The organism is Streptococcus sp. 'group B', from assembly GCF_002073795.1.
Taxonomy (GTDB): Bacteria; Bacillota; Bacilli; order Lactobacillales; family Streptococcaceae; genus Streptococcus; species Streptococcus agalactiae.
The window spans coordinates 667,811-688,456 of sequence record NZ_CP020432.1 but is presented as its reverse complement, the minus strand read 5'-3'; the positions used below and the strand labels follow the sequence as shown (position 1 = coordinate 688,456).

General features: G+C 36.0%; 17 protein-coding genes, 1 tRNA gene and 4 pseudogenes. 6 read left to right on the top strand and 16 right to left on the bottom strand.

Going from position 1 to position 20,646, the window contains the following annotated elements; all coding sequences use genetic code 11:
• Positions 1-35: 35 nt before the first annotated feature.
• The 5 genes and pseudogenes from asnA to A6J68_RS03865 form a co-directional block, all read right to left on the bottom strand.
• Positions 36-1,028: an aspartate--ammonia ligase gene (asnA, locus tag A6J68_RS03885; protein WP_000748010.1), complete on the bottom strand. Its 993-nt coding sequence runs from the start codon at positions 1,026-1,028 to the stop codon at positions 36-38.
• A 114-nt stretch (positions 1,029-1,142) separates the two neighbouring features.
• Positions 1,143-2,207 (bottom strand): MmcQ/YjbR family DNA-binding protein, encoded by a 1,065-nt coding sequence (locus tag A6J68_RS03880; protein ID WP_000021310.1) that lies wholly within the window; start codon positions 2,205-2,207, stop codon positions 1,143-1,145.
• A 158-nt stretch (positions 2,208-2,365) separates the two neighbouring features.
• A complete protein-coding gene (locus tag A6J68_RS03875) occupies positions 2,366-3,268 on the bottom strand; it encodes a magnesium transporter CorA family protein (RefSeq protein WP_000492953.1) in 903 nt (300 codons plus the stop codon).
• Positions 3,269-3,428: 160 nt separating this feature from the next.
• Positions 3,429-4,388, bottom strand: coding sequence for a Gfo/Idh/MocA family protein (locus tag A6J68_RS03870; protein WP_000921948.1), 960 nt, complete (start codon positions 4,386-4,388; stop codon positions 3,429-3,431).
• A 273-nt stretch (positions 4,389-4,661) separates the two neighbouring features.
• A pseudogene (locus tag A6J68_RS03865) lies at positions 4,662-6,077 on the bottom strand (CRISPR-associated endonuclease Cas3''); the annotation flags it as partial.
• Positions 6,078-7,097: 1,020 nt separating this feature from the next.
• On the opposite strand from A6J68_RS03865, the gene A6J68_RS03855 reads away from it, so the two are divergent.
• Positions 7,098-7,877: a hypothetical protein gene (locus A6J68_RS03855; protein ID WP_000934864.1), complete on the top strand. Its 780-nt coding sequence runs from the start codon at positions 7,098-7,100 to the stop codon at positions 7,875-7,877.
• Positions 7,878-8,094: 217 nt separating this feature from the next.
• On the opposite strand, the gene A6J68_RS03850 is transcribed toward A6J68_RS03855, so the two are convergent.
• The 6 genes from A6J68_RS03850 to A6J68_RS03830 all read right to left on the bottom strand — a co-directional run bounded on the left by A6J68_RS03850 (position 8,095) and on the right by A6J68_RS03830 (position 13,502).
• The gene (locus tag A6J68_RS03850) at positions 8,095-10,746 is read right to left on the bottom strand and encodes a valine--tRNA ligase (RefSeq protein WP_000032187.1); all 2,652 of its coding nucleotides are present in this window, start codon (positions 10,744-10,746) and stop codon (positions 8,095-8,097) included.
• On the bottom strand, positions 10,746-11,312 hold the full coding sequence (locus A6J68_RS11405) for an AAA family ATPase (protein ID WP_001021315.1): 567 nt from the start codon (positions 11,310-11,312) through the stop codon (positions 10,746-10,748). The genes A6J68_RS03850 and A6J68_RS11405 overlap by 1 nt, the downstream gene beginning before the upstream one ends.
• Positions 11,309-11,893, bottom strand: a complete 585-nt coding sequence (locus A6J68_RS11400) for a GNAT family N-acetyltransferase (RefSeq protein ID WP_000590595.1) — start codon at positions 11,891-11,893, stop codon at positions 11,309-11,311. Before A6J68_RS11400 ends, A6J68_RS11405 begins: the two co-directional genes overlap by 4 nt.
• A 97-nt stretch (positions 11,894-11,990) precedes the next feature.
• Positions 11,991-12,560 (bottom strand): GNAT family N-acetyltransferase, encoded by a 570-nt coding sequence (locus tag A6J68_RS03840; RefSeq protein ID WP_001166201.1) that lies wholly within the window; start codon positions 12,558-12,560, stop codon positions 11,991-11,993.
• A 267-nt stretch (positions 12,561-12,827) separates the two neighbouring features.
• On the bottom strand, positions 12,828-13,139 hold the full coding sequence (locus tag A6J68_RS03835) for a hypothetical protein (protein WP_001119099.1): 312 nt from the start codon (positions 13,137-13,139) through the stop codon (positions 12,828-12,830).
• Positions 13,140-13,247: 108 nt separating this feature from the next.
• A complete protein-coding gene (locus A6J68_RS03830) occupies positions 13,248-13,502 on the bottom strand; it encodes a DUF1912 family protein (RefSeq protein WP_000119699.1) in 255 nt (84 codons plus the stop codon).
• 310 nt (positions 13,503-13,812) lie between these two features.
• On the opposite strand from A6J68_RS03830, the pseudogene A6J68_RS11710 reads away from it, so the two are divergent.
• The 3 genes and pseudogenes from A6J68_RS11710 to A6J68_RS03820 all read left to right on the top strand — a co-directional run.
• A pseudogene (locus A6J68_RS11710) lies at positions 13,813-14,476 on the top strand (class I SAM-dependent methyltransferase); the annotation flags it as partial.
• On the top strand, positions 14,450-14,647 hold the full coding sequence (locus A6J68_RS11575) for a methyltransferase (protein ID WP_370657590.1): 198 nt from the start codon (positions 14,450-14,452) through the stop codon (positions 14,645-14,647). The pseudogene A6J68_RS11710 and the gene A6J68_RS11575, both read left to right, overlap by 27 nt.
• Positions 14,648-14,717: 70 nt before the next feature.
• Positions 14,718-14,788 (top strand) — tRNA-Thr (locus tag A6J68_RS03820).
• A 135-nt stretch (positions 14,789-14,923) separates the two neighbouring features.
• On the opposite strand, the gene A6J68_RS03815 is transcribed toward A6J68_RS03820, so the two are convergent.
• Positions 14,924-15,328: a tyrosine-type recombinase/integrase gene (locus tag A6J68_RS03815; RefSeq protein WP_228761747.1), complete on the bottom strand. Its 405-nt coding sequence runs from the start codon at positions 15,326-15,328 to the stop codon at positions 14,924-14,926.
• On the opposite strand from A6J68_RS03815, the gene A6J68_RS11570 reads away from it, so the two are divergent.
• Positions 15,319-15,570 (top strand): hypothetical protein, encoded by a 252-nt coding sequence (locus tag A6J68_RS11570; RefSeq protein WP_000280199.1) that lies wholly within the window; start codon positions 15,319-15,321, stop codon positions 15,568-15,570. The two genes, A6J68_RS03815 and A6J68_RS11570, sit on opposite strands and share 10 nt — an antisense overlap.
• A gap of 304 nt (positions 15,571-15,874) precedes the next feature.
• On the opposite strand, the gene A6J68_RS03805 is transcribed toward A6J68_RS11570, so the two are convergent.
• From A6J68_RS03805 to A6J68_RS03795, 3 genes and pseudogenes are all read right to left on the bottom strand, one after another.
• Positions 15,875-16,246, bottom strand: a complete 372-nt coding sequence (locus A6J68_RS03805) for a lipoprotein (protein ID WP_000727985.1) — start codon at positions 16,244-16,246, stop codon at positions 15,875-15,877.
• A 2-nt stretch (positions 16,247-16,248) separates the two neighbouring features.
• Positions 16,249-16,587: pseudogene (locus A6J68_RS11705) on the bottom strand (hypothetical protein).
• Positions 16,584-16,877 (bottom strand): type II toxin-antitoxin system RelB/DinJ family antitoxin, encoded by a 294-nt coding sequence (locus A6J68_RS03795; protein ID WP_000108709.1) that lies wholly within the window; start codon positions 16,875-16,877, stop codon positions 16,584-16,586. The pseudogene A6J68_RS11705 and the gene A6J68_RS03795 overlap by 4 nt, the downstream one beginning before the upstream one ends.
• Positions 16,878-16,933: 56 nt before the next feature.
• Here A6J68_RS03795 and A6J68_RS03790 point away from each other — a divergent pair.
• Positions 16,934-17,083: pseudogene (locus A6J68_RS03790) on the top strand (IS256 family transposase); the annotation flags it as partial.
• A 505-nt stretch (positions 17,084-17,588) separates the two neighbouring features.
• Here the strand turns inward: A6J68_RS03790 and A6J68_RS03785 are convergent.
• A complete protein-coding gene (locus tag A6J68_RS03785; RefSeq protein WP_105253160.1) occupies positions 17,589-20,573 on the bottom strand; it encodes an alpha-like surface protein in 2,985 nt (994 codons plus the stop codon).
• Positions 20,574-20,646 lie beyond the last annotated feature (73 nt).

Here is a 20,646-nt window from a genome sequence, read left to right as displayed (position 1 = left end):
TAAAATCAGCCAAACAAAACTGCTTGGCTGATTTTTTATAATATATTTTCGAAGGTATCTTTGACTTCTTTTGGCCAGACACTTGACTGTACTTCTCCAATATGTTTTTTACGAAGCAAGAACATAGCTAATCGTGATTGACCAATTCCCCCACCAATAGTCAGAGGGAAGAAACCACGTAATAGCGTCTTATGCCACTCAAACTCTAAACGATCTTCATCACCGGTGAGAACAACTTGACGTTTAAGAGCATCTTCATCAACTCGAATTCCCATTGATGATAGTTCAAAGGCAGTTCCAAGCTGTTCGTTCCATACTAAAATATCACCATTGAGACCTTTAAAACCATTTTCTGATGGTGTTGTCCAGTCATCATAGTCCGGTGCACGACCATCATGTGGTTTACCATCTGCTAACTCTCCACCAATACCAATCAAAAAGACTGCGCCATACTCCTTAGCGATGGCGTTTTCACGCTCTTTAGGGCTTAAGTCTGGGTATTTTTCTACCAATTCTTCTGTATGAATAAAGGTAATACGCTTTGGTAAAATGGATTCAATATCAAAACGAGCTTCCACAGCAAGCTCTGTTAGGCGGATAGCTTTGTAGATTTTTTCCACAGTTTCTTTTAGGTAGTCCAAATTACGTCTACCATCAGGAATGACCTTCTCCCAGTCCCACTGATCTACGTAAACTGAGTGTGTTGGATCAAGAGAATCTTCATCTGGACGAAGAGCTTTCATATGAACGAAAAGACCTTCTCCCTCATTAAACCCAAATCTTGCCAAAGTATGACGTTTCCATTTAGCCAATGAGTGAACGACTTCAAATTCAGCTTCAGGTATATTAAGGACTTTCACCGATACAGGATGTTCAATACCAGATAAATTATCTTGCATACCATCCCCGACCTGACTAAGAATAGGTCCTTGCACTTCGACGATTTCTAACTTATCAATCAAATATTGTGTAAAAGTATTTTTGACAAAAGAAATCTCCTGTTGCTGATGAATAAAGCTTTTCTTCATATGTTCCTCCTTAAATTATAAAATGTTAGAGCTATTATACTCCTTCAAGTAACAAAATGGAAGAGGAATTGTAGAATTATTCTGACTTTTTTACAAGTTTTTTTCTGAAAGTCATTACTCTAGAATTGTTTTTGCCATGACTTGTCGCAATTCCTTGGTCATTCGCCGTGGTCCTCTCACAGTCTTAACGCCGTGTTCTGCTAAAAATGCTACAGGATAGGTAGAATCTTCAAATTGCCTTATCAGTTTGAGTCGCATATAAGCTTTGACATCTCTTGCTCCTAAGTAAGTACTTGTTTTAAGGTCACGTTCTATCACTTGACAGACATAGCGCAAAGCACGAATAGGTGCTGTAATATAAATAAACACATAATCTCCCACCGCAATCTTTCCTTTTTGAGTCCAATCAATCAATTGATGCTCTGCAAACTCCTTATCAATATCGTAAAATTTAGGATTAGCAGGAATAATCCAAAACTCTGGCTCAGAATTTGATTTTTTATTGGGAGAAACAAGCTTACGACTATCTGATACCAATTTAAAAATTTCTATATCAGACAAAGTATTGTCTAAAACGATAGATACCCAAGTCTTTTTAGACATATGATAAGAAGGATAAATACCTTCTTTTTGTAAGAGTATTTCCATATCTTGAGGATTGACTTTAATATTCAAAACTTCAACCTCTTCTTCTGACAGTTGAGCTGGAACATTTTCTAGCTTCCCCATCTTCAATGGAAAAAGAAGAGCATACCATTTACCTGATACACGATAAGAAGCATATTGTGGGTGCTTCGCAAATGGATAATCAACTGAATCTTCAAAAGTTGTAGCTATCTTCTCCGCTAAACGATTACTTTGATCTTTGGTAAATAATAAATCCTTACAACAAGAATCTGAAATATCACCTAATATAGCCATATAAGCCGATCGTACTTCGCCAACAAACGAACCATTATAATTTGCTGCTCGAAGCGGTAAATATTCTTCTTCAAGTGCCGAATCAATAACCTTACCAGCTATCTTTCCATCCAATGAAATCGTGATAATAGCTTTAAAGTCATTATCCATAAATGTTTGACAATAGATATACTCTTGGTCAGATTTGATAAATCCAAACTCCTCAAGCGATGAAAAAATAAAACGTTTTTTCCGGAAAAAATCTGATTCTATTGACATAGTAACCTCTCTATTCACTGTACATTATCCTCTATTATGTCGTTTTAAGAGTTAGAAAGCAAGCTCAAAGTCAAAGATGAATTCTAGTTTCTTTGTACAAAAAAGCATGTTGCCATGCTTAAAACTAAACTAATTGATAGCACCCTCTTATTAATTCTCTATTTATGTTTGGGATGATTATCCTCTTTATGGACATAAATGTACATAACAATAGAGAGCATAATAGTAATGATAGTCGTAATTAAAATAATCAATACCCAGACAGCATCAACACTATCAAAAGGCAACTTAACATTCATTCCATAAAAGCTGGTAACCATAGCAATAATGGAAATACCAATGGAAATAATTGTTAAGGTAGTTACATTGTCGTTAAGGTTATTGCTGAGGACATTATTATAAGAAGAAGAAAGTTCTTGGAAAACCTGTGAATTTAAGGAACACATGTTAGATAATTGTCTTGCTTCAATAATAGCATCTTGAAGTTGCATCTTTTCATTTCTAGTATTCTCTTTATCTTGCTCAATGTTTTGTAAATCGGTCAGCATTTCAAAATTTTGCTTAGTTCCCATCATTAAGTGTACTGTTCCACTTTGTAAATTTGCCAGCCTTGCCAAGTTCGATTTGTTTGGTCTTTTACGCAAATCATTGATTAGTTTATCTCTTTCTTCAGAAATAGTATCTAAAACATCAAAATATTGCTTTGAGAAAGCAGTCACTAATGATAATAAGAGGTGTTTCGGCGAATCTACCTTTTCAACGCGATTAAGTGCTTTTTTTACAAGGATAATATTTTTATGATTAGCTAATACAAACAAGCCATCTTCTTTCAAAAATAGAGTCACTGGTATCACTCTCGGCACATGACGAACATCATCAACGTGACCTTGCGTATCCAAAAGCTGGTAAACAAGTGTCAAATGCCCCTCAATATCACGTACGAAAGAAGACTCGTTTTCATCACGTGCATAAGCCAGCAATTCTGAAGGTAAAAATTTCTCCTCTTGTAAGGATAGATCGTCAACATTAATTATCTCAAATCCAAAATCGCTCGAAAACATAGAAGCACCTCACTCTAAACTTGTCTACATTATGAAACAAAAATCGAGAAAAAACAAGTAGAAAACCCTTTTAAATCTAATTAACCTTATGAGAGCAAAACAAAAAAGGACTACTAAAATAACATCTAGTACTCCTTATTAATATGCTAGATAGCCAGCATCATTTCCCCCATGAACGGTATAAGCCTTCTATAATCTTAACACCTGACAGCGTCAACTGAGGCGTCATGATATGACTTACCCTTTGCCCTTCTAAAATCATTTGACTAACATGATAAGCTTCTTTCTCAAAATCACTAACCATGTCAACTTGAATCGTTCGCGCACTAGTATCATTTCTCACCAATTTTGCATGAGTGGTTTTCCAAAAATGTGGAATGATTAGACGACCTTCAGTTCCATAAATAATCATTTCATGCGGTAAATTTAAACGTGTTGTCAAGAAGATATCTACGAGGACCCCATTTGATAATTGCAAGAGTAGTTTGGATTGACTATCGCTTTGACCTTTTGGAAAAGTCGCAGTCCCACTAGCATGAGTTATAGTCGCATCAAATAGGTATTGTAAATAAGACAGGGCATAGGGCGCCATAAAATGCACTGTTCCTCCACCTAACTCAAGTTCTCTAAACCATGTTACATGGTCAATGTTTGGGTAGGCTGTTGTAGATGAGATGGAGATCACTTCTCCTATTTCACCAGAGGCAAGTAATTTTTTAATCACTTGTGTCATCGGAATAAATACCGATTTTTGTGCTTCCATCAAAAACAGATTACAACTTTCTGCCAAAGTGAATAATTCATTTGCTTGGTCGTAAGTCAATGTGAAAGGCTTTTCTACCAACACATGTTTTCCCGCTAACAGAGCTGCTTTAGCAACTTTATAATGGTCTTGATTAATTGTTGCCACATAAATCACATCAATCGACTCATCTGCTAACATATCCTCTAACTTATCGTAAGCCTTTGGGAGATGATATTTGTTGGCAAAAGCTTGCGCAGACTCAAGAGTTCGACTCGATACAGCCACAACTTCACCATTTCCTGCTAAGCGGACTCCTTCAATAAAACGAGGCGCCACCTTTGCCGTTGACACAACACCATATCTTACCTTTAACATAAAAACTCCTTTGACATTGATAGAGTTATTATAGCATAAGAACTAGCAATTTATCTTTTTAGGGATTAATACAAATCAATCGCATCTCTGTTAAAAGTTAGACAATTTTAATAGCATAATTTGAAAGATTTAAAATAGTTGAAACTACACACCCGCAAAGGGTGCGACGAGGAACATTTTCTCGTGAAGTTGCTGAACTTATATTTCAATCCACGCACCCGCAATGGGTGCGACGTAAAACTTGGTGATGAAGCAACGTATAAACTTATTTCAATCCACTATTTCAGCTAATTCTCCCAAATTCCCTCCATAACAGATACGATGGTCAATCTCTGAAGAATCATAAGCAGGTTGTGTTGCTGTACAAAGAACGATGGTTGTATCCATAACTTTATTAAAAAAATTCATCGTTAAATTAAACAAAGTGGTGACTTCAATAGGCAGTGACTGAACTTCATCTAGAATCACAACACTATTAATCAAACTTGAAAAACGTCTCAAATTAGCCGATTTTGTTTTAAAAAGCGTTTGGAAAAATTGAACCATAGAAGTCAAGACTACTTGACTATCCCAGCTATCAATAAGATAAGCTGACAATAAACTGTCCTTGTCATCATCTTCATTAGCCTGTTTAACCATATTGGAATGGTGTTCTAGAACGCCAAGGTCACCCGTAACTTTTCTAATTTCGGAAGCATTTTGCTCAAGAACCGAAAGAAAGGGCGTTATGTAAAAAAATCTTGATTTGTCTTGATGAACTAATTGGTGAAACGCATAGCGCATACTAAGATTAGTCTTGCCAGCTCCTGTCGGTAAATCTAAGCGATAGATCCCTTTGGAATCCCGTTTACCTCTTTCTTTAACACGCTCAGCAATTTCTGTCCGAATAGTATTCAACTGATTGTTTGGTCGTCCAAAGCTAGCATATTTTTGTTCAATGGCTGCTAAATAAGAATGTTTTAGAGAGGATCGCTCTGTTTTATCCATAGGACTTATTTTAAGACCATAGGCATTTACTGTGTCCAAAATATCAGCGTTTTTTAAGAGCGACAAGTAAAGTCTCACCATACAAGACTGATAATAATCCCACTCACTATTATCTTGCCAGTTTAAGGAAGACATAGCTTGTTGGTAATTATCAAAAGCTTTATCAATAAGCTCCCTTAAATCTTTGTAGCCGTAATCACACAATTTTTCTTCTAATTTTATAGCATACCCTTTAATATCTTCGTGATAGTGATAATCATCTAAGTCTCTGTTGATACGGTTTTTAAATTTATTAAAGCTATAATATTCAGCATCGTCAGAACAGTAGCAAAAATCATACATCCCATGATGAGCCGAGATGACATAACCCACCATTTCATTGAATGTCATTCTCTCACCTTTATCAACCCCTCGACTTTTTAGATGAGGCCCAATAATAGAGCATAAGTATTTTGCCCCTGCATAAGAATGATCAACATGTCGATTTGGATTATTTAATAATTTATCTTGAAAGGCTCGATCAGCTTTGCCTAGATCGTGGTATAGACCAATTAAAAAAAGCACATCTCCTTGACCAATTATAGATGCTTCCTGTCGACTAAAACAGGCCACATGCCATGAGTGCTCATCTAAAGACTGCTTTTTTTCAGATTCTTGTTCTATTTTCTTTTGATAATGTGCCAACGTTTCCTTAGTCATCATCATCCTCTCTCCCTTATCCATAACTCATATCCCTCAATGATATACTAACATTTTTGAAAGGAATTGTAAACGGATACAATAGTTAATACTTCCCCCAAAAAGCCTCTAAATGACTTTCCAAAAAAACAAGAATCTTGACAATTCAAAATCCTTGTTAGGAGTTCTGTAAAAAAGAAATTATTTTTCGGCTAGGCGTAGTTCAACTTAGGAAACTTAAACCTAGCTTAATTGGAAGATGTTAAATTTTTATAACACCTAACGCTGACAATGCTGATAATATCGACCTTTACATTTGGTACTTATTTTTTGTCATCTCGACTAGTAAACGTGTGTTCTAAATCGCCAAGCATTAGTTTTTTCAGCACATACAACTTTTCCTTTCATTCTTGCGGTGATACCATCAAAATGCTAAATTAAATTTAACATTGACAACAAAACACTTGTTCCCTAAACAGTATCAATAAGTCAACCGATCGGTTTAAAATACTACTGTCTTATCGTATGTAACCCCCTCTATCTAGTTGCTGGATTCAAGTAGTATGATAAAACCTACATTTTATGCATGCTTACTACCATTAGAATGGAATTGTTATGACCAAGTTAAAGTATTCGTTATTTTTTCTCATCTATCTTGCACTACTATATCTAACTAGTATCTACTTTCCTGCTATTTATAAAGTCCTCATGTATCTTCACTTTCTATGTCTATTCATTTTTAGCATTATGTTCCTTTATAATCTGATTGTCATTTTAAAATATATCTTTACGCATAAAAAGAAGTAGATTAGCATATATTTTTGTTTGCTCGTTATAAAATTAAGTTTTTAAGGAATGTTAAAACTACTAAACAAACCCAAATTGATAGATAATAGAAAATAGAAAATACTACTAATATTATGAATCATTACAACATCTCTAGAAAATCATGATGTGCTAAATCAAAAGATGCATGTGTTTTTACTTGAAAAAAATTTTTTATATGTGATAATCATAATGAATAGGAATCAAAAGGAGAACGGAATGCTAAATTCTGATTTTAGTATTAGTAAGTCACTTGCTAACTACATTCACCATCGTAGGTTAGAAGTTGGCGTGTCGTCAACTGATTTGGCAGAAATATCCAATATGTCTAAATCAGATTGGGAATCATTTGAAAAAAATGGTGGGGCAATTCCTTTGAAATCTAAGGATATCATACTTGACTTATTATTTTTGGAGAGATTCCCTAAAGAGAAAGAATGTGATTTTATAGATAAATTATTTGAGGAAGCAAAGGAAAATAAACTTTGGCCTGAAAAGATTTACCAGACTATGGGACTTACTCCTGCTCTTTCATTTATTGCTGGTTGTGAAATACTTTCTGATGATATTAATAATGATTTGGAGGAATTATCTAAACTACCTAAAGAAAGTCATCTGGGACAATTAGATACTTCCCTACTTTTATCACTATTGCCTCAACAATTTATCACAAAATATGATTATGAGTTTGTTTATAAATTAAGCAAAGTTTTGGCTCAATATACATCAAGAAATAAAGTTGGTTCATCTTATACAGCGCATAGTGTAATAGAGGAAATTTATCTCTATTTAATTGCAAAAGAATCCATTCTTTATTTTGAATCTCTGGACGAAAACTCCCATCTACAACTTAAGGAATTATTAGATTATAACGATGAGTGGCCTTTTGATATTTTTGATGATATGGATAGCTATACCTTTTTATATACAGACATCTATATTGAAGAAGATTCACCTTATCATTTTAAAAACTGGTTTGTACCTCAATTTTATTTATAAAATAATTGACGAAAAAATATAAGAAATAGGCATTAATCATTTGGGTTTCTGCCTGTTTTTCTTTATGGCCAAATCATTTTCACTTCTTGTATTTCAGACGCAAGAAGTAGGCATCATATATATTAATTTTTCACAATCTTTGAATATAGCAAAAAGCCCTGTCGCTTAGACTGATGGTCTAGCGGCAGGACTCTGCGGAAGTAATGGATGATTTTAACTATTTAACAAGTTTTTGCATCTCTACAATCCGTTCTTGGGTTGCGTCGTATTTAGCTTGGTAGTCGGCTTGTTTGTCTTTTTCTTTTTGGACAACTTCTGGTTTGGCGTTGGCGAGGAAGCGTTCGTTGCCGAGTTTTTTGCCTACCATGTCCAGTTCTTTCTGCCATTTGGCTAGTTCTTTTTCAAGTCGTGCTAACTCTTCTTCTACGTTGAGGAGGTCAGCAAGTGGGAGGAAGATTTCAGCTCCTGTGATGACTGATGACATGGCAAGTTCTGGTGTGGCAATAGCTGAGCTGATTTCAAGTGTTTCTGGGTTTGTGAAACGTTTGATGTAGTTACTATTGTCTTTGAAGAAGCTTTCGAGTTCGCTGTCACTTGTCTTAACCAAGATAGTGATTGGTTTAGATGGAGCAACATTGACCTCTGCTCGGCTATTACGCACGGAACGAATCAAGTCCTTCAAGCTTTCAACTCCCTTGTGGGCAGCAGCATTTTCAAAGGCTGGGTTAACCGTAGGGTAAGCAGCTGTTACGATTGAGCTATCTGCATACTGACCAAAGATTTCTTCTGTCACGAATGGCATGATTGGATGAAGAAGACGCAAGATTTGATCTAAGGTATAAAGAAGAACAGAACGTGTAACAACTTTCTCATCTTCATTGTCACTATAAAGAACCTCTTTTGTTAACTCAACGTACCAATTAGCAAACTCTTCCCAGATAAAGTTGTAAAGGATGTGACCAGCAACACCAAATTCAAACTTGTCAAAGTTTTCAGTAACTTTACCCACAGTCTCATTTAAATTGTGGAGAATCCAACGGTCTGTTACATTTCCAACTTGACTATTAACAACTTTTTCCACATTTTCTCTGGCTTGATCCAACGTTAAACCTTCGTTATTCATAAGGATATAGCGTGAAATGTTCCAAATCTTATTAATGAAATTCCACGAAGCATCCATTTTTTCGTATGAAAAACGCACATCTTGACCAGGGGCTGAACCATTTGAGAGGAACCAACGAAGAGCATCCGCACCATATTTCTCAATGACATCCATCGGATCAATCCCATTGCCAAGTGATTTAGACATTTTACGTCCTTCTTCATCACGGATGAGTCCATGAATAAGAACATTTGAGAATGGTTGGCGTCCTGTAAATTCAAGAGATTGGAAAATCATGCGCGATACCCAGAAGAAGATGATATCGTATCCAGTTACCAAGGTTGACGTTGGGAAGTAGCGTTTGAAGTCAGCTGCTTCGGTGTCTGGCCATCCCATTGTTGAAAACGGCCATAAAGCAGAACTAAACCATGTGTCTAGAACGTCTTCATCCTGTGTCCATCCGTCACCCTCTGGGGCATCTTCTCCAACATACATCTCACCATTGACGTTGTACCATGCAGGAATTTGGTGTCCCCACCATAATTGACGAGAGATAACCCAGTCATGGACATTTTCCATCCAGCTCATAAAAGTATCGTTAAATCGTGGTGGATAAAACTCTACCTTGTCTTCTGTATCTTGGTTGGCAATGGCATTCTTAGCCAATTGATCCATCTTGACGAACCATTGAGTAGATAAACGTGGTTCAACCACAACGCCTGTTCGTTCTGAATGACCAACAGAATGAGTCATTTTTTCAATTTTTACTAAGTTTCCTAACGATTCTAATTTAGCGACTACTGCCTTACGAGCTTCGAAACGATCCATACCATTAAATTCATCCGCAAGTTCATTCATAGTCCCATCATCGTTCATAACGTTAACTTGTGGTAAGTTGTGGCGTTGACCTACAGCGAAGTCATTAGGGTCGTGAGCCGGCGTAATCTTAACCACACCTGTTCCAAATTCTGGATCAGCGTGTTCATCAGCGACGATTGGAATAGGTTTATTGATGATAGGAAGGATAACATTTTGACCAATCAAATCCTTGTAACGTGGATCTTCTGGATTTACCGCTACAGCCACATCTCCAAACATAGTCTCAGGACGAGTTGTTGCTACTTCTAGGGCGCGTGAGCCATCTTCCAGCATATAATTCATATGATAGAAAGCACCCTCAACATCCTTGTGAATAACTTCAATATCTGAAAGGGCTGTACGAGCTGCTGGATCCCAGTTAATGATGAACTCCCCACGATAGATCCAACCTTTATTGTACAAATCAACAAAGACTTTTCTTACCGCTTTTGAAAGTCCCTCATCAAGGGTAAAACGCTCACGGCTATAATCAACCGAAAGACCCATTTTCCCCCACTGAGATTTAATAGTTGCTGCATACTCGTCTTTCCATTCCCAAACTTTATCTAGGAATTTTTCACGACCAAGATCATAACGTGAAATGCCTTGCTCACGAAGGCGCTCCTCAACTTTAGCTTGAGTGGCTATACCAGCGTGGTCCATACCTGGAAGCCAGAGTGTATCAAAGCCCTGCATACGCTTTTGACGAATAATGATATCTTGTAGAGTTGTATCCCAAGCGTGACCCAAGTGCAATTTACCCGTAACGTTTGGTGGTGGAATCACAATAGAATAAGGCTTAGCCTCAGCATCCCCTGATGGCTTGAAAACATCTTGGTCAAGCCAAGTTTGATAACGGCCTGCCTCAACCTCGGCAGGATTGTATTTTGGTGATAGTTCTTTTGACATTAGTTTTTCTCCTTGATTTGATTTATTTTTTGAATAATAAGATATGCTGTTTCAGTAGCAGTTAAGCAAGTATTATTGATTTTATAATAATATGTAAGCGCTTCTGGGGCTACTTCAGGATTAAAGATAGCGTAATCCATGGTTGAACAAATATCGTTCTCTGACCATTTGATATCACGTTTTGAAGGCTTATGCTTGAGGTGATTTTCTGTGCGATTTCGTTTGAGACGCTCACTTAGCTCTGTTTCCAATTCTACAAATAATACCTCTTGGTTGTGAGATTGAAAAACTGTTTGAATCTTTTCTAGAAATGCTACATCTCTTGAATCATTGAAATCAATTACAATAGTAAAAATCATTTCTTGACCAGTCTTAGCAAACGTTTCAAAAAATTTAAAGCGAATAGACTCCGTTAGAGCAATACTATCTGGAGACCATGGCATGAAGCGTAAAACAAAATCTATAGAATCATGGTTAAGGAATAAGGTCATGCCTGTCTGTTTTGCGATTTCCTGACCAATTGTCATTTTCCCAGAAGCTTGTGCTCCGATGATAATAATATTCATCTTCTTTTTTTCTCCCACTCGCTTCGCAGTAAACCAAAGCGCATATCGCCACAACGTTGCCCCTGGGCATCTCTTCGATCACGAATATTAGCCTCTAAAGTAAAACCTAATTTGCGCGCAACCGCCTGACTTTGCTTATTATAGTCATAGCATCCCAGCTCAATCTTATGTAGTCCTAGCAGTGTGAAACCTATCTCCACAAGGACTGAAGCTGCTTCTGGCACAATGCCTTGTCCCCAATAATCAGGGTGGAGCAGGTAGCCAATTTCAAAAATGTCGTCTTCGTGGCGATGGTTAAAATCTACTGAACCAATTACCTTATCATCGCCTTTTAGAGTAATAGCATAACCAGAGGGTAACTTTTCTTTTTCAAGATTAGTTGGATAAATCTCTTGAATATAGGTTATCTCTTCTTCCAAGCTTTTAACAGCCGGAAAACCTGCTGGATAAGTCACCTCATCAAGTTTGACAAATTCAAATATCTCCTTAGCATCTTCTAACTTGCGTTGACGCAACAACAGACGATTCGTTTCCACAACAGGTAGCTGGTTATCTACGATTTCTCCAAGTATCTTAATCATTTGTCTCCTCCATATCTACGATATTATTGATGAGTTAGCTAAGTACCCTGCACAGCCAAATTAGTCTATCTAGTAACTTCTATGAAGAGTAGAATAATTACTCCCACTCACTCCTCAGCAAACCATATATCAAATTGACACAGCGATTACCTTGATTATCCTTACGATCACGGATGGTGGCTTCAAGGGTGAAGCCTAGTTTTTCTGCCACGCGCCGGCTTTGCTTATTGTAATCATAGCAGCGGATTTCGATTTTGTGGAGATTGAGGAGGGTAAAACCGACTTCAATCAAGGCTGCGACAGCTTCTGTCATATAACCATGACCCCAATAGTCAGGATGAAGCATGTAGCCAATCTCGAAAACATCGTCTTCATGGCGGTGGTTAAAGTCGCAAGAGCCGATAATCCGGTCACTTCCTTTAACGGTAATACCATAACCAGATGGTAATTTTGCCTTTTCCAGATTTTGATAGTAACGATTTTCAAAATAATCATACTCATCTTCTAAAGAAGCTATTGGACTGAGCCCTGCTGGATAGGCAACCTCTTCCAAGCAAACGTAATCAAACATGGCTGGGACATCCCCCACCGTTCGCTGACGCAAGATAAGTCGATCCGTTTCTAGTTTTGGTAATGCTTTGCCATCGAAATCTTCTAGAATCTGCATATACTTCAATCTCCTCACTCCTAAATACAAAAAATCCCTGTCAATTCTGACAGGGACGAATTTCGTATTACGATTTCCGCGGTACCACCCAAATTCGGATGATAACATCCGCAACTCGTTTTGTTTCAATTATTGGACTTAGCAACAAGCTTTGACATTTGTGCGGATTTCTCAGTATGACCGCTTCCTGTGACAAATGGGATTTCAAAACACCTCTAAGTTAATTTATTCTAGCAAAATAAGACTACTTTCGCAAGGTGAATCAAATCATTTTGCAAAAACAGCACCATTATCAACTAACTGTTTAATAGCTGCTGGACCAATACCTTTTAGTGCTAAAACATCTGCTTCACTTACTTTCGCAAACGCTTCAAGGCTGACAAGGCCAGCTTCTTTTAAAACATCTTGTTTATTAGCAGTTAAACCTTCTAAAAGATCGACTGCCTTTGGCGCTTCAGGAGCCTTTTTTTTCGGTGATGCGACTTCTTGTAAAGTTTGAGATAGTCGAACATCCTTCCAATTGATCCCTTTAGCTTTCAAAAGCTCTCTTTTTTTATTCGGTTTAATACGCTTTGCCATTGTATAATGCTTTCTCCTCATTTATGAAATCTATCATAGTATCTAAAAACTACTATAACAATGTATCATAGAAATGCCTATTTGACAAGCTTTCTAGCGATAAACCTTTTAATAATGACGTTGTCCAAAAAGACCATCAGGCAAATCATGGAAAGATTTTTGGTTATGATAGTTATTAAATTTCCCTTGCAAAAAGCGATAAGCGTCTAACTTACTCTCATAACGAATATACGCATCTGCTGCTCGCTCATCCTTATCTTCCTCTAAAACTTTCTTTGCACTGTCCATTGCCATTTGGTTGATACTTATTTGCGATTGTAACCACTCTTCAAAGTCTTTTAAAAATTCTTGTTCGTATGACATGATATTCCTCTTTTTTAGTTTTTTTCATTATAACATATAAATTAAATACTCAAAAAATCATTATATCAAAAATAAATTATGATTTTTCTGACAGATATAAAAACAACTAGTTTTATCTAAGGAAGACCTTTTGAGATGTATGGTTCTCTATGCCATTCTAGTTTTGGCATCACACCCCTAGTTAAAAGAAAACGCTCTCTAAAATTCATCACTTATACCATTCAATCACTATTACTCCTTGTTATCTTAGCATCTATGTGTTATAATTAAGAAAAAATGATATTACTATTAAAAGAAAGAGGTGATCTTATTGCCACATAAAGAAATTGGACATCAATTCTTAGCACGACTAGGAAAAAACGCTTAAGACCAGGAGGTGTCCAAGCAACGAATTGGCTTATCAAAAAAGGACACTTTAGTGCTGACAGTCGTGTTCTAGAAGTAGCTTGTAATCAATGTACCAGTTCCATCGATATCGCTAAAGCATTTTCCTGTCACATTACAGCGCTTGATCTAGATAGTAAAGTAATAGAAAAGGCCAAAGAAAATGTCAAAAAGGCCCAATTAGAAGAATTTATTGAAGTTATTCAGGGAAATGCACTCAGACTGCCCTTTCCTGATAATAGTTTATCGTTATCAACGAAGCAATGTTAACGATGCTTAACAATTCAGCTAAGGAGAAAGCCATAAAAGAGTACTTACGTGTCCTAAAACCTGGTGGACGTTTACTCACACATGATGTTTCTTATCAAGATGAAGACACTGCCAAGCTGATCGATCAACTTAGACATACTATGAATGTTAACGTTGCTCCTCTAAAAATAGATGATTGGCAAAATTTATTCTTACAAAATGGTTTTTAAAGTTCAGAATATCAATTTGGAAAAATAAGTCTTATGTCCCCGTTAGGAATGATTAAAGATGAAGGTTTATTCAATACCATTAAAATCATCAGCCGGGGACTGAAAAATGAACGATGCCCTCATCCAAAATTAATAAATGTTTTGGAAAGAAAACTTGAAATTATCCTTGGTGATCAGAAACATATCCTTGAAAAAGATAGCCTTATTAGCCTCTCTCCACAAGAAACACACCATTTAAGAGCTATTGAAAATAGTAAATTTCTCCAAATAGAATTAGACTAAAAAAACGACTATTTTTCTAAGTAAAGAAATACTTGATTTCGTCAAAATCTTATAGTATCATAGAAAAGTAGCCGCTATAGTTAAATGGTATAATAGAGCAATGGTAATGCTCAATTCCGAGTTCAATTCTCGGTGGTGGCAGAAAATATATGAGTGAAACCTTATTATAATAGGGTTTCTTTTATTTTTGTTCTTAATTTGTTCTTGATAGTCATTTTAAAAACTACCTTTATTATTAAGAATTTTTAAAAGCTGATCATTTTCCTTTTCTTCCACTTACAGAAGCAAATGACCATATGTTTCTATTAATTGTTTGATATCTTTATGCCCCATTAATTTTGCAACCGCCCAAATATCTACTCCGTTAGCCAACAAATAACTTCCATAAGTATGTCTAGCACCTGTTGATGACATCTTAGATTCTATTTCTAATTTTTCCAATGAGCTTGCCAAGAATTTGTTAACAGCATCATTTGATATCATACCAAACCTATAGTCATAAAAAATCAATTGATCTGTATTTTTTATATGCAAACCTTTCAGCATTCTTTCTTGTTGAAATTTTAGTTCAAGCAATAACTCTTTTAAATCATGACTTACTGAAACTCTCCTTATTGAAGTCCTTGTTTTAGGCTTTGTAAAGTCATTTTTTATTGAAGAATATCTTCGATATGTATAAATACTATTTCTTTCAAAATCAATATCATCCCAAGTTACTCTATAAAATTGTTTACGAAAATAAACTATTCAAAGAAATAACCATTGATTTAGAAATTTCAAAGGAATGTTTAGAAATACGACTTTTCCATCTACTTAAAGATTATTCCAATTTGAACAATAAAGAAATAAGTACGATCGTTAGTAACTTTCAAAGAAATAAAAATCAAACCATGAATTTAGCTCTTTATGATATCATAACATAATATTATTTCTGAATACGAGCAAATAACTCCAAATAATCTGGAAAAAGCAACTCATCAATTAAATAAAAGCTATCTCATTTCCTCGCTTGATTTCATTGAATTAACAGATAACACTTTCCAAGAAAAACTAAGACAGAGTAACCCCATCTTCTTTTTGGTTCTTACTTTGATTTCGGTAAAAATACTTTTTATTGCTGGGATACAAATTATTTAACTAAAAATTAGGTGCTAAGTAAAATTAAGACTTTGCATTTTGAAGTTCATTTTTTAAATAAAAAAATAAGTTAGGAAAATAGTCCTAACTTTATTCTTTATCTCTTAATGCTTTTTCTAAAGCCTTGCTACCTTCTTTATAATATGTCTCCTTACCAGAAGCATTATAATAAAAGTTCCCTAAATCAACATTCAATTTACCATCACTTTTAACATCATATAAAACAGTATACTTAGCAGACCCACCTTTAAGTACAAAACTTTTACTTTTAGTATCAATATTAGTTACTACAAAGTTTCCTTCATTATGATAAATTCCTGATTCATCATTAATTTCTAAAACTAACATTTTTTCACCATCATATACTTTATAATACTTTACATTTAACGAATTAGTCGAACAAGCAACTAAAAATACTGTAGATATAGCTAAAATCATCAATCCTAATAATTTCTTTTTCATAACTAAACTTCCTTTGCTATGAGAAAATCTTTTAACCTCTCAACATCTCTATCGCTTAACTTACCTATAATTTTAATATTGAACCCTTTATTCTCAACATCATAATATTGAATAGTATCTATCCAAGAACGCCTATTTAAATTTGCCTTTGCCTAATCAATAACTTCTAAATACTGACTTCTTATATTGTCAGACTTATTTTCATATTTAGTAGTAAATCTTAAAGTTTTTATTACTTCATCATTAAATTTGACTACTACAGCAGGACGAACCTTTGAACCTGTACCATCAGAATATTCAATACGAGAAACTAATACAGAATATACCTCAATATCACTCATTTAAAATATTCCTCATATTCTGAAAAATCTTCATCTCCAAAAAACGCATTTACACTTTCTGGATCACTAGCCTTAACTCGTATTCCCTTTAATTTTGTTTCTACCAAATTTTGAAATTCTTCATCAGAAACAGATGATTTATTTTTTATTTCAAAAGGAATACTTTGAGTTTTAACAGATTGAATCAAAAACATTTTTACTGCTGTGCTCATATCCAACCCTAAGGATTGAAAAAGTTCTGTAGCATCATCTTTTAATTGATCATCAACTCTTACTGCTACTGTTGACATAATATCACCTCAAATCATTTTTGTATAACTATTGTATCACTAAATGCAATACAACGCAAACAAAAAAGGAAATCGTCTTTCCCAATGAAGAGGCTCTAGAATACTATCTAGTCACACTATTTAATGATTACAACTTCAAGCAAGAACAACGAATCCACAAAGGTTTTGGCCAATGTACAGACACACTTGAAAGCCTATTTGATTAACAATCCCAGCTTTGCCAGTGTGTTTACACAACATTATTGACACACTCCTTTTATTTTTATAAATTACCCTTAAATACATTTAATTACTTGAAAAGACAAACAGTCATTTTAGAAAATTTTGCATCTAACCTTACATTTGATTACACCTAAAAATTTTAAATCATCAAAAGAGAGCCTAGGATTAACATCTTAGGCTCTAATGATACACTTCATTTACAAATTTCAACTAAATAGGATCATTTCTTCAGTTTTATAGTAAGCGTCCAATAACAAGGTATATTGGATGCTTACGGAATAGGGAAGAAAATGGAAGATACCTCGTTATTGGACGCTTACACAAAATCAAAATCCTATCGAAATTAATAATCTCGATAGGATTTTTCAAGAATTAAACTCGAAAAATTGAAACACTTTAATTAAGTTTGTTGAAGAGAGATACATAACTTTATTAATGTGTTCACACCAATAAATGGTGAAAAGTTTAGTGACATTTTAGGTCAAAAGATTAATCCTCTTTTTTCTTAGAAACAGATAATAAACCAACTGATGACATAATTGTCAAAGCTACAACATTAAAGAATGGAGTTGCATTCTCACCTGTTGCTGGTAGTTTATTTCCTTTACCATTGACTTGCTGATCTTTACCTGCTGGATCATTCTTATCGGCATCTGTACGTGGATCGACAACCTTAACAGTCACATCTACAGTATCTTTTGAACCATCTGGGTAAGTCACAACAACTTTTGCTGGTTTGTCTCCCGGTGTTGCCGTATCAACTGGAGTTTCAAAGGCTACTGTTGTACCTTTCGGAAGATCTGGTAAGTTACCAATAGAATCTTCTGCCTTCGGTGTCTCACCTACATTGACTTGCTGATCTTTACCTGCTGGATCATTCTTATCGGCATCTGTACGTGGATCGACAACCTTAACAGTCACATCTACAGTATCTTTTGAACCATCTGGGTAAGTCACAACAACTTTTGCTGGTTTGTCTCCCGGTGTTGCCGTATCAACTGGAGTTTCAAAGGCTACTGTTGTACCTTTCGGAAGATCTGGTAAGTTACCAATAGAATCTTCTGCCTTCGGTGTCTCACCTACATTGACTTGCTGATCTTTACCTGCTGGATCATTCTTATCGGCATCTGTACGTGGATCGACAACCTTAACAGTCACATCTACAGTATCTTTTGAACCATCTGGGTAAGTCACAACAACTTTTGCTGGTTTGTCTCCCGGTGTTGCCGTATCAACTGGAGTTTCAAAGGCTACTGTTGTACCTTTCGGAAGATCTGGTAAGTTACCAATAGAATCTTCTGCCTTCGGTGTCTCACCTACATTGACTTGCTGATCTTTACCTGCTGGATCATTCTTATCGGCATCTGTACGTGGATCGACAACCTTAACAGTCACATCTACAGTATCTTTTGAACCATCTGGGTAAGTCACAACAACTTTTGCTGGTTTGTCTCCCGGTGTTGCCGTATCAACTGGAGTTTCAAAGGCTACTGTTGTACCTTTCGGAAGATCTGGTAAGTTACCAATAGAATCTTCTGCCTTCGGTGTCTCACCTACATTGACTTGCTGATCTTTACCTGCTGGATCATTCTTATCGGCATCTGTACGTGGATCGACAACCTTAACAGTCACATCTACAGTATCTTTTGAACCATCTGGGTAAGTCACAACAACTTTTGCTGGTTTGTCTCCCGGTGTTGCCGTATCAACTGGAGTTTCAAAGGCTACTGTTGTACCTTTCGGAAGATCTGGTAAGTTACCAATAGAATCTTCTGCCTTCGGTGTCTCACCTACATTGACTTGCTGATCTTTACCTGCTGGATCATTCTTATCGGCATCTGTACGTGGATCGACAACCTTAACAGTCACATCTACAGTATCTTTTGAACCATCTGGGTAAGTCACAACAACTTTTGCTGGTTTGTCTCCCGGTGTTGCCGTATCAACTGGAGTTTCAAAGGCTACTGTTGTACCTTTCGGAAGATCTGGTAAGTTACCAATAGAATCTTCTGCCTTCGGTGTCTCACCTACATTGACTTGCTGATCTTTACCTGCTGGATCATTCTTATCGGCATCTGTACGTGGATCGACAACCTTAACAGTCACATCTACAGTATCTTTTGAACCATCTGGGTAAGTCACAACAACTTTTGCTGGTTTGTCTCCCGGTGTTGCCGTATCAACTGGAGTTTCAAAGGCTACTGTTGTACCTTTCGGAAGATCTGGTAAGTTACCAATAGAATCTTCTGCCTTCGGTGTCTCACCTACATTGACTTGCTGATCTTTACCTGCTGGATCATTCTTATCGGCATCTGTACGTGGATCGACAACCTTAACAGTCACATCTACAGTATCTTTTGAACCATCTGGGTAAGTCACAACAACTTTTGCTGGTTTGTCTCCCGGTGTTGCCGTATCAACTGGAGTTTCAAAGGCTACTGTTGTACCTTTCGGAAGATCTGGTAAGTTACCAATAGAATCTTCTGCCTTCGGTGTCTCACCTACATTGACTTGCTGATCTTTACCTGCTGGATCATTCTTATCGGCATCTGTACGTGGATCGACAACCTTAACAGTCACATCTACAGTATCTTTTGAACCATCTGGGTAAGTCACAACAACTTTTGCTGGTTTGTCTCCCGGTGTTGCCGTATCAACTGGAGTTTCAAAGGCTACTGTTGTACCTTTCGGAAGATCTGGTAAGTTACCAATAGAATCTTCTGCCTTCGGTGTCTCACCTACATTGACTTGCTGATCTTTACCTGCTGGATCATTCTTATCGGCATCTGGGATTCGAGGTACTAGTATTTTTTCTAAATTAGTAACTTCAGTTATTTTATTGGCAATGTCTGATTGCGTCTTAGGATTATTATCAATATCTGTTTTGATATCATCTAAACTTATCAAAACTTTATCGCGACTTCCCTCGTCCCATTTAGGGTCTTCCGCTTTCTTTTTAACTTCATCTATTTTATCTCTCAAAGCTGAAGAATTGTAAATAGTCAATGAAACGTTTATAATATCCACTTGTCCATCAGGCTTCGTATGAGGACTTCCATCTGTCTTCAATACTGTATAATTAATACTAGCTGCACCAACAGTAGTCAATTCAGAAGGTTGTGTGAAATAATTGCCGCCTTGCCTAATGACATACTGAGCTTTTAAATCAGGTGAATTTAACGTAATTAATTGTAATGGATCTATTTTCCCATTTTTCACATCATATAAATCTATATATGCTCTACCATTCTGAACATTTTTAGTCATATTTGTGTTTAACGTAACAGCACTTCCTGAAATTACTTCAGCTGCAAACACAGTATCTGTAGAAATATTAAATTGCCCTTGAGTAAAACCTCCTAAAAAACTAATACCAATTAGTACAGAAGCTGCACCAAACTTAAACTTCTTAATTGAAAACCGTTGTTTCGTCTGTAAAGTATCATAACTGTTATTTTTAGACCTTCTAAACATAATATTCTCCTTTACTTTATTCTGTATAGCTCTATACATAGTAAAGTATAGGCTTTAAAAACAAATATTAGAA